The organism is Paracoccus methylarcula, from assembly GCF_003007735.2.
Taxonomy (GTDB): Bacteria; Pseudomonadota; Alphaproteobacteria; order Rhodobacterales; family Rhodobacteraceae; genus Paracoccus; species Paracoccus methylarcula.
In genome coordinates, this window is record NZ_PXNQ02000010.1 from 25,234 (window position 1) to 38,411 (window position 13,178).

Annotated in this window: 12 protein-coding genes and 1 pseudogene; 7 read left to right on the forward strand and 6 right to left on the reverse strand. The window is 63.1% G+C overall.

The features are described from left to right. Nucleotides 1-97: 97 nt before the first annotated feature. From A7A09_RS15445 to pdxH, 3 genes are all read right to left on the reverse strand, one after another. The gene (locus A7A09_RS15445; protein ID WP_245999388.1) at nt 98-619 is read right to left on the reverse strand and encodes a DUF192 domain-containing protein; all 522 of its coding nucleotides are present in this window, start codon (nt 617-619) and stop codon (nt 98-100) included. Then, the gene (locus A7A09_RS15450; protein ID WP_106692246.1) at nt 606-1,211 is read right to left on the reverse strand and encodes a cold-shock protein; all 606 of its coding nucleotides are present in this window, start codon (nt 1,209-1,211) and stop codon (nt 606-608) included. Before A7A09_RS15450 ends, A7A09_RS15445 begins: the two co-directional genes overlap by 14 nt. Before the next feature lie 191 nt (nt 1,212-1,402). After that, nucleotides 1,403-2,014, reverse strand: a complete 612-nt coding sequence (gene pdxH, locus A7A09_RS15455) for a pyridoxamine 5'-phosphate oxidase (protein WP_106692247.1) — start codon at nt 2,012-2,014, stop codon at nt 1,403-1,405. Nucleotides 2,015-2,092: 78 nt separating this feature from the next. On the opposite strand from pdxH, the gene fabI reads away from it, so the two are divergent. After that, nucleotides 2,093-2,920 carry an enoyl-ACP reductase FabI gene (fabI, locus tag A7A09_RS15460; protein ID WP_106692248.1) on the forward strand — a complete coding sequence of 276 codons (828 nt, stop codon included), beginning with the start codon at nt 2,093-2,095 and terminating at the stop codon, nt 2,918-2,920. Nucleotides 2,921-3,089: 169 nt separating this feature from the next. Here the strand turns inward: fabI and A7A09_RS15465 are convergent, their stop codons facing one another. After that, nucleotides 3,090-4,358, reverse strand: a complete 1,269-nt coding sequence (locus A7A09_RS15465; protein ID WP_106692249.1) for an acetylornithine deacetylase/succinyl-diaminopimelate desuccinylase family protein — start codon at nt 4,356-4,358, stop codon at nt 3,090-3,092. A gap of 123 nt (nt 4,359-4,481) precedes the next feature. Here A7A09_RS15465 and A7A09_RS15470 point away from each other — a divergent pair, with 123 nt between their 5' ends. The 6 genes and pseudogenes from A7A09_RS15470 to A7A09_RS15495 all read left to right on the forward strand — a co-directional run bounded on the left by A7A09_RS15470 (nt 4,482) and on the right by A7A09_RS15495 (nt 11,026). Next, on the forward strand, nt 4,482-5,555 hold the full coding sequence (locus A7A09_RS15470; protein WP_106692250.1) for a hypothetical protein: 1,074 nt from the start codon (nt 4,482-4,484) through the stop codon (nt 5,553-5,555). Between the two features lie 3 nt (nt 5,556-5,558). After that, on the forward strand, nt 5,559-6,692 hold the full coding sequence (locus A7A09_RS15475; RefSeq protein ID WP_106692251.1) for a hypothetical protein: 1,134 nt from the start codon (nt 5,559-5,561) through the stop codon (nt 6,690-6,692). A 48-nt stretch (nt 6,693-6,740) separates the two neighbouring features. Then, a pseudogene (locus A7A09_RS15480) lies at nt 6,741-8,665 on the forward strand (AAA family ATPase). A 21-nt stretch (nt 8,666-8,686) separates the two neighbouring features. Next, on the forward strand, nt 8,687-10,066 hold the full coding sequence (locus A7A09_RS15485; protein WP_106692252.1) for a DUF6638 family protein: 1,380 nt from the start codon (nt 8,687-8,689) through the stop codon (nt 10,064-10,066). Then, nucleotides 10,063-10,344, forward strand: a complete 282-nt coding sequence (locus tag A7A09_RS15490; RefSeq protein WP_106692253.1) for a hypothetical protein — start codon at nt 10,063-10,065, stop codon at nt 10,342-10,344. The genes A7A09_RS15485 and A7A09_RS15490 overlap by 4 nt, the downstream gene beginning before the upstream one ends. A 10-nt stretch (nt 10,345-10,354) precedes the next feature. Beyond that, on the forward strand, nt 10,355-11,026 hold the full coding sequence (locus tag A7A09_RS15495; protein ID WP_106692254.1) for a DUF1523 family protein: 672 nt from the start codon (nt 10,355-10,357) through the stop codon (nt 11,024-11,026). A 92-nt stretch (nt 11,027-11,118) separates the two neighbouring features. Here A7A09_RS15495 and A7A09_RS15500 read toward each other — a convergent pair whose 3' ends face one another. Then, the gene (locus A7A09_RS15500; RefSeq protein WP_106692255.1) at nt 11,119-12,114 is read right to left on the reverse strand and encodes an ABC transporter permease; all 996 of its coding nucleotides are present in this window, start codon (nt 12,112-12,114) and stop codon (nt 11,119-11,121) included. Further along, nucleotides 12,107-13,114 (reverse strand): ABC transporter permease, encoded by a 1,008-nt coding sequence (locus tag A7A09_RS15505; RefSeq protein WP_106692256.1) that lies wholly within the window; start codon nt 13,112-13,114, stop codon nt 12,107-12,109. Before A7A09_RS15505 ends, A7A09_RS15500 begins: the two co-directional genes overlap by 8 nt. Between the last annotated feature and the right edge of the window lie 64 nt (nt 13,115-13,178).

A 13,178-nucleotide genomic window follows, 5' to 3' on the forward strand; every position in this document is an offset into this window, starting at 1 on the left:
AGGGCTGCCGCACTACAACTTGCCATCGCATCACGGAAGAACTCCGGTTCATGGCCATTGCGCATTTCAAGGGGCGATACCGGGTGCCGGAACCGCTTTAACCGCAGGGCCAGGCGGCCTTTTCCTGGTCCAGTTGCGAGGTCGCCATCGGCTGTCCCGGCGCCAGGCCAAGGCGGGTGGCTTCGCCGCCGCCGATCTCCAGGATCAACTGTCTTTCGGGATGCGGATCCCCGGTGACCGCGCCCGGTATGGGCGTCTCGTCGAAAGGACGCGCATCCGGATGGATATGGCGAATCGTTCCGGTCGCATCCATGAAGACCAGATCGAGCGGGATGAATGTGTTCCGCATCCAGAATGCAACCTGCCGCGGCTTGTCATAGACGAAGAGCATGCCGCTGCCGGAAGGCAGCGTCTTGCGGAACATCAGGCCTCGTGCCCGTTCTTCGGAGCTGTCGGCGATCTCGACATCGAAATCGACGATTCCGCGCCCGGTCAGGATCGCCGCGCGATCATCGGCGCAGGCGAAAGAAGGCTCCGCTGCCGCTGGCAGGTGAAATGCCAGCGATGCAATGAGGCAGGCGAGCGGTAGCGGCGCGGCAGTAGTTCTATTCGGCCGCACGCGACAGGACCCAGTCCCGCAGATCGTCGGTCTGTTGCGCGGAACTTGGGAATAGCTCGACATTCGCCGGCTGGATCGCCTTGTCCCAACTGGTTACCTGCGCGGCCATGAGTCCCCGCGGGCCTTCGACCACACGCAGGCCGATCGCCTCGCCCAGCACCAGGTCGGAGAAGCCGGAATGCCGCAGGACCTCGATATGGACGAACACGTCGTCGGAATGGCCGAAGATATTCGCAAAGCCGAAGCCCTTGGCCTTGTCGAACCATTTCACGCGCGCGGGTTGCAGCGGAAGCGAGTCGAGCTGCCGGATGATATCGGCGTCGAGATCCTCGATCGGCGGGGTCCCGTCGCCTTCGGGCGGGTTGATCTCAAGCACTTCCGTGGCCTGCAGGCCGCGCGTGGTCGATTGAACCTGCACGACGACGCGCGAATGATCTGCCACGGAGCTGCGGCCGAAATTGCGAAGTACATTGGCGTGCAGAAGGATATCGGCGCCACCGTCGTCATTTACAATGAAACCGTATCCCTTGGTCGGGTCGAACCATTTGACCAAACCCGAAACAAGCATATTCTCCATCTCGTCCGTCTTCATATTCTACACCGTTTCCGCGACATTGGCAGGATTGTCGCACAGCCACTAGTTGCGCGCAACATGTATGGATTTCAGATTTCAACCGCGCGCCAAGCTGTTTCAGCCTAACGCCATGTTTTGAAATCACGTTTCTGCAACTCTTGGCAGAATATCGCAACTCATATTTCGCGGTTTGAACGGGTTGGTCAAGTTCAGGGGGATAATCGGGTAATCGTCCAAGCGGTTTTTTGCTTGCGCCAGCAAAACCGGTCATGCAGGCGGAAGGCCCCGTCCGCCCAGAATTCGATCTGGCTGGGCGCGATGCGGAAGCCTCCCCAGAATGGCGGACGGGGGGGATTGGTGCCGTGGACAAGCCCCTGTTTCGCCGTTGCCGCCATCAGGCTGGCCCGGCTGTCGAGGGGCCGCGACTGCGCCGATGCCCAGGCCCCCAGCCTGCTTTGCAGGGCGCGGCTTGCGTAATAGGCATCGGCCTGCGGTCCGTCTTCGCGGGTGACCGTCCCGCGGACCCGGATCTGGCGGCGCAGCGATTTCCAGTGCATGACGAAGGCGGCCTTGCTGTTGACCGCGAGCTGCTGCCCCTTGGCGCTTTCGTAATTGGTATAGAAAACAAAAGATCCGTCCAGTCCTTCGCCGTCGATATCCTTGAGCAGCACCATGCGGACATCCGGCAACCCGTCGGCATCGGCGGTCGCAAGCGCGATGGCGTTGGGATCGTTCGGTTCGCTGGCCTCGGCCTCGGCCAGCCAGCTGCGGATTATGGCAAACGGGTCATCCCCGGCAAAGATTCCCTCACGATCAGCCATCTTCGCCTCCTTGCGCTTGATGCTGCCAGACCTTTGGCCTAAGCACGGAAGGCAATTTGAAACCGCGAGGGACGCCTCATGTCAAGCGAACATGCAAGCGGGCTGATGGCCGGAAAACGTGGCCTGATCATGGGTCTGGCCAATGACAAATCAATCGCATGGGGGATCGCCCGGGCTTTGGCCGGTGCGGGAGCCGAGCTTGCCTTCTCCTACCAGGGCGAGGCGCTGAAGAAGCGGGTCGATCCCCTGGCTGCGCAACTTGGATCGCAGCTTGTCCTGCCTTGCGATGTCGGCGACGGCGCTTCCATCGATTCGCTGTTCGAGCGGCTGAACAAGGAATGGGGCAAGCTGGATTTCCTGGTTCATGCGATCGGTTTCTCCGACAAGGAGCAATTGCGCGGCCGCTATGCCGAGACCACGCGCGAGAATTTCCTGATGACCATGGATATCTCGGTCTATTCCTTCACCGCGGTCGCCCGGCGCGCCGCGGCGATGATGCCCGATGGCGGCAGCATGGTGACGCTGACCTATTACGGCGCCGAACGGGTCATGCCGCATTACAACGTGATGGGCGTCGCCAAGGCCGCGCTGGAGGCCAGTGTCCGTTATCTCGCCGAGGATTTCGGCAAGGACGGTATCCGTGTCAACGCGATTTCGGCCGGGCCGATCAAGACGCTCGCCGCCTCGGGGATCGGCGATTTCCGCTATATCATGAAGTGGAACGAGCTGAACTCGCCCCTGCGCCGCAATGTCAGCCAGGAGGATGTCGGCAATTCGGCGCTGTACCTGCTGTCGGATCTCGGGGCGGGCGTGACCGGTGAGACGCATCATGTCGATGCCGGTTATCATGTCGTCGGGATGAAGGCGGTGGACGCTCCGGATATCGAGACGGTCAAGCGGGACTGATTCCTCTGCTTCTGTGTTCGAGAGGGGGCTGTCTGCCCCCGCCGCGCGTGCCGCGCGACTCCCCCGAGGATATTGGTATGAAGAAGAAGGCGCGCGCCGGGCCTGATGGTTCAGCCGGATGCGGCGCGTCTTGCGCCGGAGGGGAGGATCCCCTGTCGCATCGGGCAGGCTAAGACCCTGTCAGCAGTTCCTCCAATACCAGCGCCATGACCTTGGCGCTGTCGGACATGTCCTGCACGCCGATCCACTCATCCGGTTGATGCGCGAGATCCAGGACGCCCGGCCCATAGGCGATGCAGTTCTTCAGCTTGCCGATCCGGTCGATATGTTTCTGGTCATAGGTGCCGGGGCTGACGACATAGCCCGCCTCGCGCCCCAGGACATCCTGGATCGCGGCGGCGGTCGTGCGCACGACCGGGGCCCCCTTGTCGGTCATCGAGGGGATGACCTCGAAGAGATCGCGGATCTCGTAGCGGAAACTGGGGCGTTGGGCCTTGACCCGCTCCATGAGCGCGGCGATCTCGGCCTTGACCTCGGCCAGATCCTCTTCGATCAGGAAACGGCGGTCGATCACGATGCGGCAGCGGTCGGGCACGCAGGGGGCGGGCAGGCCGGTATAATCCGCCGCCTGTTCCACCGCGCCGCCATGGATCGAATTGATGTTCAGCGTCGAGGACCGCGCGCCTTCCGGGATCACCGGCATTTCCGTGTGTTTCCCGGCCAGCAGTGGCCATAGCGCCGCCTCCATTTCCTCCAGCACGGCGCCCATGTGGCGGACGGCGCAATCGCCCAGGAAAGGCATCGAGCCATGCGCGATGCGGCCCTGGGTCTCGATCTCGGCCCACCAGACGCCGCGATGGCCAAGGCAGATGCGGTCCTTGTGCAGCGGCTCGGGGATGATGACGTGATCGACATGGGCGAATGCGCCCAGTTCCGCCAGATGGGCGACGCCGCCATAGCCGCCGGATTCCTCGTCCGCGGTGGCACTGATTTCGACGCTGCCGGCATGGTCGGGATGGGTGGCGACAAAGGCCTCGGCGGCGATGATGCTGGCCGCCAGTCCGCCCTTCATGTCGCAGGCGCCGCGGCCATAGATGCGATCGCCGTCCAGTTCCGCCCCGAAGGGATCGCGGCTCCAGCCATGGCCGATCTCGACCACGTCGTGATGGCTGTTGAAATGCACGAAATCGCCCGGCTTGGCACCCTGCCGCCGCGCGACGATGTTCCAGTGGGGAAATTCCTCGCAATCGCCGGGGGCGCCATGGGCGCGGATCATCTCGCAGCGCCATCCCTGCCGCGACATGCGCGCTTCGAGATAGTCGCAGATGTCGCGGTAATGGCGTCCCGGCGGGTTCAGCGTCGGGATGCGGATCAGGTCCTGCGTCAGCGCGATCAGCTGGTCGCGGCGGTCGTCGATGGCATCTTTGAGGCGGCTCATGGGGCAAGGCTAGGCGCATGGTCAACCGGTGGCAATATGGATCATTCACTCTTTACCGATCCCGGGCTTGCGCGTGGCGGCTGATGGCCTAAGATCCCCGCAAGTTGAATTGGGAGATTTGAAATGGCATCGCTGGAACAGCAGATTACCGACAGCCAGAAACAGGTGGCAGAGGCGCAGGGCAAGATCGCCGAGATGTCCAGGGTCCTGGACCGCGCCACCGCCAAGGCGGATGTGAAGGACCTGCCGCTGGATGTGGCCAATGCCACGCTGGCCGACGTTCACGCCCATACCGACGCGATGAACGCCAATATCGCCGAACTCATCATGGGGCTGGATGACGTGACATCCGGCTTTTCCAAGGATTTCGACGAACTGCGCAGCAAGACCGGGTGGGAGAAATTCGTAGGCGTCTTTGCCAGCGGCAAATCCGAGGCGATGCGGCAGGAACGTCTGCGCGCCGCCAGCATCGACGACAAGCTGCAGGACCTGATTTCCAAGTCCGACACGATCACCCGTCTGCTGGAAGGCCAACTGGGGTTGCTGAACGAGCAGAAGGACAAGGTCGAGGCGAATCTGGGCCAGACCCTGACCGAGCGCGAGGAGGTGGTCGCGACGCTGGAAAGCCTGCGCGAGCGGATCGCGGCGATGGATCCCAAGCTGATCGAGCTGGAGAACAAGGTCGCCTCGACCACCGACGCCTCGGAACGCACCGGCTACGAGACCGAGCTGGCCAATGCCAACAAGGATCACAATGCATTGGTGCAGGAAGAACAGGTCGCACTGGCCAAGTCGCAAACGCTGGAACGTTACATCGAGGCTGGCAAGACCTGGGTGGACAGCTTGCAGAACCAGGCGGCAACGCAGATGGTGCTGATCAACAAGCTGCAGACGGATACGCGCCAGCGCGTGGTGCTGTATGATGCGCTGACCAAGTCGCTCAAGACCGCGCAGCAGCAGGACGTGGCCCATCGCATCAACGAGATCGGCGTCAAGACCGACCAGGAGGCGCAGGCCGCCATGGCCGCCATCGGCACCGCCACCAATGATCGCATGGCCGACATGCTGGAGGCCCATGGCGATCACATGGTCTTCGCCCGCAAGGTGCTGGAGGAGAAGGCCAAGGCAGACGAACGCTTTGCCCGCCGCTTCGCCCAGATCGTCGAGAAGCATGACAGCAACCTGTATGGTGGCTAGGCAGTGGCCGAGACGGACAATCTTGACGCCGACCACCGCCGCTTCGATGACGAGGCGAGCGCGCGGGCCTTTTTCGACCAGACGCGCCGGATCGCCACCGTGCTGCCCGCCGCGCTGGCCGAGATGGTCCGCGACCGGCTGTTCAACCGGATCGAAACGGATGTCATCGGCGGCTATCTCTCGGCGCTGAAGGCCAGCATCGACGCCTTGTCGATGAAATACCTGATTTCGAACCGGATCGACGGTCCGCTCAGGCAGCATGTCACCATCGACATCCATGAATCCGGCCTGCCGGTCTGGTCCGAGATCGCACAGACCGCCGCCGATGCCGCCCAGGCAGGCGAGGAGCTGGCCCGCACGGCGGATACGCAGGTCATCAAGGATAGGATGATCCGCGAGATCGTCGGCGAATTGTCCATCCCGACCCGGCTGCAATACGCCATGTCGCAGCGGCTGTATTACGAGGCGCTCGCCAGGGGCGGGCTGTTCTGGCCGCAGATGCATCCGCAGGGTTTCTGGCTGTCGGGGCAGGAAGGGGGGCGGCGGCGCTGGCTGTTGCATTGGGCGGTTTATGACAGCCAGCTCAACGTGCCGGTTCTGTATCTGATGGAGGTGGACGATACCGGCCGCCACCCGCTGATCGAGGATGCCAAGCGCTGGCCCGAGGTGCGGGCGCATCTGCTGGCGCAATCGGTCACCTCGCTGCAATTGCTGACCATCGCGCAGGGCTTCGATCACGATTTCGACCGGCTGCATCCGCATCGGCTGCGCCGCATCGTGCTTGGCCCGGTCTATTCGCACAGTTTCACCGTGCAGGAAGGGCCGATCCGGCAGGTGCTGGAAAACGCCCGCGCTCCGACGGGTGAGGATTGGGCGATGGCGATGACGGTCGAGGATTTGCGGGCCAAGGGCGCGACGGTCGAATCCAGCGGCTTCTTCAGCGTGGTCGAGCGGCAGGTTTTCCATCTCGACCCGTTGGATACATATGGCGCGGGGCAGGGGGCGACCAGCGCCACCCGTGCCCTGATCCTGCCGCAGCGGCCCTATCAGGCGCTGGCGGCGCTGGACCCGGCGGGCTTTCGGGAGATCCGCAAATATGTGCCCGGACCGGATGGCCGGGTGGTCGGATATCGCTGACACGCATTATTGACATGTTCAGGCAGGCATTGGTCGAGAGAGGATTGAATGGACGCGCGTAACGAAATGGAACTGCCCGAGGCCGAGATCCGGGCTCATTACCCCCAGGCCCTGTCGCTGCTGACCGGGTTCGAGCATGCGCCGCGCCTTGGCAAATCCGCCCCCGCAACCCAGGTCGAGCGGTCTCCGGGGATACGCACGACCCGCCGTTTCCGCTCGACCACGCCGGGGCTTGCGGGGCGCTCCACGGCGCGGGCAGAGGGCACCCAACTGCTCCAGCGGATCGAGGATGCCGGTGGGGACGAATTGCCGACCCCTGCCGCCGCGACCGTAACCCGCGCCCTGCGCCGCGCCATCGCCATCGCGCTTGCCGTGGCCGGTGAGGTGGCGGCGCGGTCGGGTGCGGCGGAATTGAAGCGCACCAATCTGGAAAGCCGCCTACCCGCCGACCGGCACCGCGAATTCGCGGAATTGCTGGCGGTGGAATCGCTGGCGGCGCTGTCGGTCATGGCCAATGCGGCGGCTTTCCTGCTGGCCGAACATGCCGGATCGCATGGTATCGAGGGTATCACCAGCGACGAGGTATTGACCGATAACCCGCTGGCCGCCCTGCAAGGTGCCTTGTGGGAACTGGATCAGAACCTCGCGCGCCACGCAAAGGATGACGAGACGCTGATTGCCACCGTGCTGGGCTGGGCCGAGGCGCTGTCTTCCGCCACCGCCTCCCGGGGGGAGACGGCGGCGCGTATCGGTGCCTTCACCGGCGCAAGCTGGCGTGTCGAGGCGGATGATTTTCCCATCGCGGGTTTCTCCCCGGCCACGAAATCCCGTGGCCCGGCCCTGACCATGGCCTTCAAGAAACCCGAAGAGGTGATCGGCAACGCCATCGCCAAGCATCAGGCGATGCGGCTGGCGCGGATGGTCGTCGCCTATGATTTCGAACGGATGAGCAATCCTTTCGTGGAACTGGGCGGCTTTGTCTTTACCTTCCTGGGCGATGGCCGCCCCGGCACCGGCAAGACGACGCTGATCCAGATGATGGCCGGGATGATCAATGATTACTGCATGGTCGCGGGCTATCCCTTTCGCTATCGCAACCTGTCGGTGGACAATATCGACAGCTACCAGGCAAATCCGGCCAGAATGCCCGCGCCTTCATCGACGCGGTGATCGATCCCAAGGCGATCGGTTTCGGCACCATTGACGATATCGACCAGATCGCGGGCAAGCGCGGCGACCGGCAATTCTCGTCGGGCCAGCAGGAGATCACCGCCGTGTTGATGGAGGCTTTCGCCGGCGCCTCGACGGTGGTGCGCGGCAATTGCACCTTCGGGATGTTCAGCAACCATGCCGAGAATATCGACGATGCCCTGCGCCAGCGCGCCGCCGCCCGCTTCCTGATCGACGGGCCGATCACGCAGGACGATTATATCGACATTCTCGCCCTGCTTCTGGGCAAGCGTCACCAGATCCCGGTGGGCGATCACGATCTGATGCGCGCGCAGGCGATGCAAAAGGCCGTGGCGGACAGCTATGCCGGCCATTCCCGCCCGGCCGAGGCGGGGCTGGCGCGTGTTTTCGACGAGGTCACCCGCGATTTCGGCAAGCTGGAGACATTGGCCGAACTGGGCAGTTACCTGCACGCCATCGCCATGGCCGAGCCGCGTTTCACCGGCCGTGCGGTCAAGAACATCACCGATGCGGTCAAGGCCCGCGCGATGGATTTCGACATGCCCGACGAATGGTTCGAGACGCCCGAACCCTTCCTGCACCAGCCCTATGCGTGCAAGCTGGAGATGATCGAAGCCTTGCGTCAGCCGATCACGACAGAGATGGTGGTGCAGGAGATCAACCGCTATGCCGATAGCGAATGGCGTTATTCCGACAGCGCCGACGAGGCCGCCATCGAGGAAACCGTTCGCGGGATGGAGCGGATGGCAGAGGCCAAGCGGCGTTTCGCGGGGGAAGCTTGACGTGACAAGGGGCAGCGCGACATGAAACGCCTCATCGAGAAGGGCCTGATGTTCGGCAACCTGATCCGGGTGGATTCGTCTGCCTGGATAGGTCTGTATAATCGCGCGCTCAAAAAGCTGATCGGGCGGGAAACCGCCTTGACGGAGTTCCATATCGACATCTCGGGCTATTCGCCCGAGATCGGGGACGAGCTTGGCGATATGGATTACCTCGCCCCGGACGGGGGAAATCGGTATTTCATCCTGCTCACGACCGAGCAGAAGACCGCGCCGATGCTGAATGCCGATCTGTCGGTCCTGCGCGACGTGCTGCGCCGCTTCATCACCGAGAACGAAAGCCAGCTTTTCAGCCTGACCGCCCGTGACGCCGTCATAGGCGAGATCGACGACCAGGTCTGGCAATTGCGAAGCCCTGCCGATCTGCCGGCCATCCGCCACCTTCGCGTCAGTGCCGATACCACTGGCAACCACGTGGCCGAGGCCGACAAGCTGACCGCGATGATCGAGCAATTCCGCTCTGACCCGGATGCCTGGTGGGATGATGTCCTGATCGCCCGGATGATCGAACAGGCGAAGAAATCGGGCGATGTGCTGCGTCACCCGATCCGCCTTGACCATACCGATTTCGAGGTACCGGATTTCTGGACCGACAGGTTTGGCGGCACCTATGTCATCCGCTCGGCGCAGGAACCGGCGGTGATCTTCGCCGATCCGGATCACGAGATCGAAGTAGAGGGATTCCTGACGCTGACCATCTCGGACCGTCACGCATTGGCGGCGTGGCTGGCGCGAAATGCCCTGGCCGAGCCGATCATCAATGCGCGCGGTGCCGACGCCGCCGCGATCCTGCGCCAGAAGATCGATTTCATCCTCGCCGATGCTGCGGTCTGGCTGTGCCTCGACACCGGCAATGGCACAAGGGCGGAATTGCGCCGCGCCGCCGCCCGGATGGGGGATGATCTGCCCGCCGAGATCCGGGGATTGTCGGCGCTGCAACGCTATGCCGAGCAGGGCGGCGACTGGCCAGTGATCGATAGCGGCGATCCCGCCTATTTCCATGCGCTCCGGGCAACATCAGGTCCGGCTCGTGACCTGGTCAACCGGCTGCTCTCGGAACTGGCCCCACAGGATGTGCGGCAATTGTTCATCACCCATAAGCCGCTCTTCTATCGCCTCTACCAGGACTGGCCGGATGCCAAACGCGCCTATGTCGCGAACATGCTGGCCCGCGAATACGCCATGGACAAGCAGGGCACGCGCGAGGCGCTGTTCGGCCCGGAACCGGATATGGCGGAACCGGAACCCGCGCCCGCCTCTGCGGATCCATGGGGCATTCCGCGTGTCAGCCTGTCGAAAGGAGTGGTCGGACCCTGGGGCCGCGCTTCGGGAGGGGCGGGGTGATCAAGTTTTTCCGCCTGATCGTGATCGTGCTGGCGGTCGAGGCGCTGTTCTTCGTCCTGCTCCGCATCTATATCCGGTCGCTCCGGTATGAAAAGCTGGAACGAATCTGGGACGAACGCCATCCCGACAGGACCGGAGACAGCCCGGCCCGGGACGAGTTCGTCCGCAAATCGATGGTCGGTTACGAGAAATCGCTGAAGGTCAGGCTGACCTGGGCGGTTTTCATCATTCCGAACCTGGCGATCATGGGGATCGTCTATTGGGTGAACTGGCAGTAGGAGCCGCCGCATGTATTATATCAAGCTTGTCCTCGGGGTGCTGCTCGGAATCGCGGTCTTCATGTTCCTCGACTACGCGTTGCCGTCCAAGAACACGGTGCGGATCACCAATACCTATAACCGGCTGACCTCGGTTACCTCGTCCAACGCGATCTTCTACGCCTCCGAGGATACCGGCACGGTCGAGAATGCCTCGGGCCAGCGCGATGTCCGCTTCATCGATACGGTGCGGCCCAATGGCAAGGTCTTCGTCTATCGCAACGAGGATACCGGCTGGATCTGGCCGCCCTATCTCAAATATGACAGTGCCAACCTGCATTCCGAGGCGACCAACCTGAAATCCGGCGCGGGCAATCCGCAATGGGTCAGCATCACCGCCTATGGATGGCGGATTCCGTGGCTGACCGCCTATCCGAACGCCATCTCCATCGACACGCTGTCCGGCCCCAATGAGCGCCCCCGCAACTGGCCCGCCATGATCATCCTCGGCGTGCTCTTCCTGCTGCTTTTGCTGGCCTGGCGCATGTGGGCGCAGTTCCGGCAGCGCACCATCGATCCGGCGATCCAATCCGTCGATGACACATGGGACAATGCCACCGACCGTGTCAGTTCCGAGGCCGCCGAGGTCCGCGGCCGCTTTAGCCGCTGGCTGGACACGTTCAGGGGCAAGCCCCGCAAATGACGAAAGGGCGCGGTGAAACTTCTCCCGCGCCCCTTCTTCTTCATCCAAATATCCCGGGGAGTCGCGCGGCAAGCGCGACGGGGCAGAGCCCCTCAACGCCCCCGGATCCGCGGATCCATCGCGTCACGCAGACCGTCGCCGATATAGTTCACGCAAAGCACCGTCAGCGAGATGAATACCCCCGGCAGGATCACCCTGCTGGGATAAAGCGCCATCTGGTCTACCGCATCAAAGAGCAGCCGCCCCCAGGTCGGGAAATCCGGCGGGAAACCCAGCCCCAGGAAGCTCAGCGCACTTTCGGTGATGATCGCGGTGGCGATACCAAGGGTCGCGGCGACCATGATCGGCGACAGGACATTGGGCAGGACATGACGCAGGATCATCCGGCGCGGCGGCGTGCCAATGGATTTGGCGGCCAGGATGAATTCGCGCTCTTTCAGCCCCAGCACATCGCCGCGCACGATCCGGGCCGATTGCATCCAGCTTGTCGCACCGATGGCCGAAACGATCAGCAAGAAGATGCCCATGGCCGGGCCGAAGGATTGCGACAGCGGCTCGCGGAACAGCGTCACCATCAAGAGCAGCAGCGGCAGCAGCGGCAGCGCCAGGAACAGTTCCGTCAACCGCATCAGCGGCGCGTCGAGCCGGCGGAAATAGCCCGACAGAACCCCGATCGTGCTGCCTAGGAAAATGGCGATCAGCATCGCCGTCAGCCCCACCGCGATCGAGACGCGCCCGCCCGCCATCAGCCGGGCCAGCATGTCGCGGCCAAGCTGATCGGTGCCCAGGGGATGGGCTGCGGTAAAGCCGGTATTGCGGGCCCGGATATCGACATAGCCCGGATCGATGGTCCAGAGCCACGGCCCCACCGATACGAAAAGCAGCACCCCGACGAACAGCACCAGCGCGACCATGGCGCCCCGGTGGCTGCGGAATTGCCGCCAGACATCGCGCCACTGGCTGCGGGTTTCGCCACCCGCGACCTGCGGTTCATCAGGGGGCAGGGCGCTTGTGGCCGCTGCCGCCCCGGCGGTTTCCTCGATCAGTTCCTCGGTATTCATCCGTTGCTGGCGTTCTGTCTCAGTCATAGCGAATCCTCGGGTCCAGCACGCCATAGAGAATATCGGCAATCAGGGTGAATGTGACGATCAGGATGGCGAAGATGAAGGTGAGCGTCAGCACCATCGGGATGTCATTGGCGTGGATGGACGAGATGAGCAGCTGCCCCAACCCGTTCACCTTGAACACCTGCTCGGTGATGATCGCGCCGCCGAAGACCGTGGGCAGGCCGAGGGCGATGACCGTCACCACCGGGATCAGGCTGTTGCGCAGGACATGTTTCAGCACGACCTTGCGTTCTCCCAACCCCTTGGCGCGGGCGGTCCGGACATAGTCCTGCCCGAGATTGTCCAGCATCGAGGCGCGCATGAAGCGGCTGATCTGCGCGGCGTTATACAGTGCCAGAACCGTCACCGGCATGATCATCTGCCGCACCTGCACGAGGAAGCTGTCCCAGTCCTGGACCTCATGCGTGGTGTCATAGACCGATGGGAACCATTGCAGCTTGACCCCGAAGATGATGATCAGCACCACCCCGGTAAAGAAGGTCGGCATCGAGAAACCGACCATCGAGACGAAGGTGCCGATCTGGTCGAACCAGCTATATTGCTTGTAGGCCGACAGGATCCCGATCGGGATCGCGATCATCACGCCGACGATATAGGACATGCCCACCACAGTCAGCGTCTGCGGCACGCGCTGCGCGATCACGTCAAAGACCGGGCTGCGCGACTGGAAGCTGATGACCCGCTGCATCCCGTCGCTGAAATATGTGCCCAGCAACTGGTCGGTCCAGTAAAGCGGCTCGACCCAGAAGAACTGCTTCAGCCATAACACGTAGCGGATAAACCACGGCCTGCCGAGCCCGAGCGCCTCGCGCATCTTCTCCTTGACCTCGGGGGGTACAGTCAGCGGCACATCGCCCAGGGGATCGCCGGGGGAAGCCTCCAGCAGCAGGAAGATCACCAGCGAGATGAACAGCAGGGTCGGGATCGCCAGCAATACTCGGCGGATCGTGAAATTCAGCATCCGGAACCTCTTTGACGCCTCGGGATGGAACTGGCCCGGCCGCTAGCAGCCGGGCCGGATTGCG

What these genes read in the sequence shown, in the direction of transcription:
- A7A09_RS15450 (WP_106692246.1), bottom strand. Translation starts at nt 1,211, where the DNA reads ATGAAGACGGACGAGATGGAGAATATGCTTGTTTCGGGTTTGGTCAAA.
- pdxH (WP_106692247.1), bottom strand. Translation starts at nt 2,014, where the DNA reads ATGGCTGATCGTGAGGGAATCTTTGCCGGGGATGACCCGTTTGCCATA.
- fabI (WP_106692248.1), top strand. Translation starts at nt 2,093, where the DNA reads ATGTCAAGCGAACATGCAAGCGGGCTGATGGCCGGAAAACGTGGCCTG.
- A7A09_RS15465 (WP_106692249.1), bottom strand. Translation starts at nt 4,358, where the DNA reads ATGAGCCGCCTCAAAGATGCCATCGACGACCGCCGCGACCAGCTGATC.
- A7A09_RS15470 (WP_106692250.1), top strand. Translation starts at nt 4,482, where the DNA reads ATGGCATCGCTGGAACAGCAGATTACCGACAGCCAGAAACAGGTGGCA.
- A7A09_RS15485 (WP_106692252.1), top strand. Translation starts at nt 8,687, where the DNA reads ATGAAACGCCTCATCGAGAAGGGCCTGATGTTCGGCAACCTGATCCGG.
- A7A09_RS15495 (WP_106692254.1), top strand. Translation starts at nt 10,355, where the DNA reads ATGTATTATATCAAGCTTGTCCTCGGGGTGCTGCTCGGAATCGCGGTC.
- A7A09_RS15500 (WP_106692255.1), bottom strand. Translation starts at nt 12,114, where the DNA reads ATGACTGAGACAGAACGCCAGCAACGGATGAATACCGAGGAACTGATC.
- A7A09_RS15505 (WP_106692256.1), bottom strand. Translation starts at nt 13,114, where the DNA reads ATGCTGAATTTCACGATCCGCCGAGTATTGCTGGCGATCCCGACCCTG.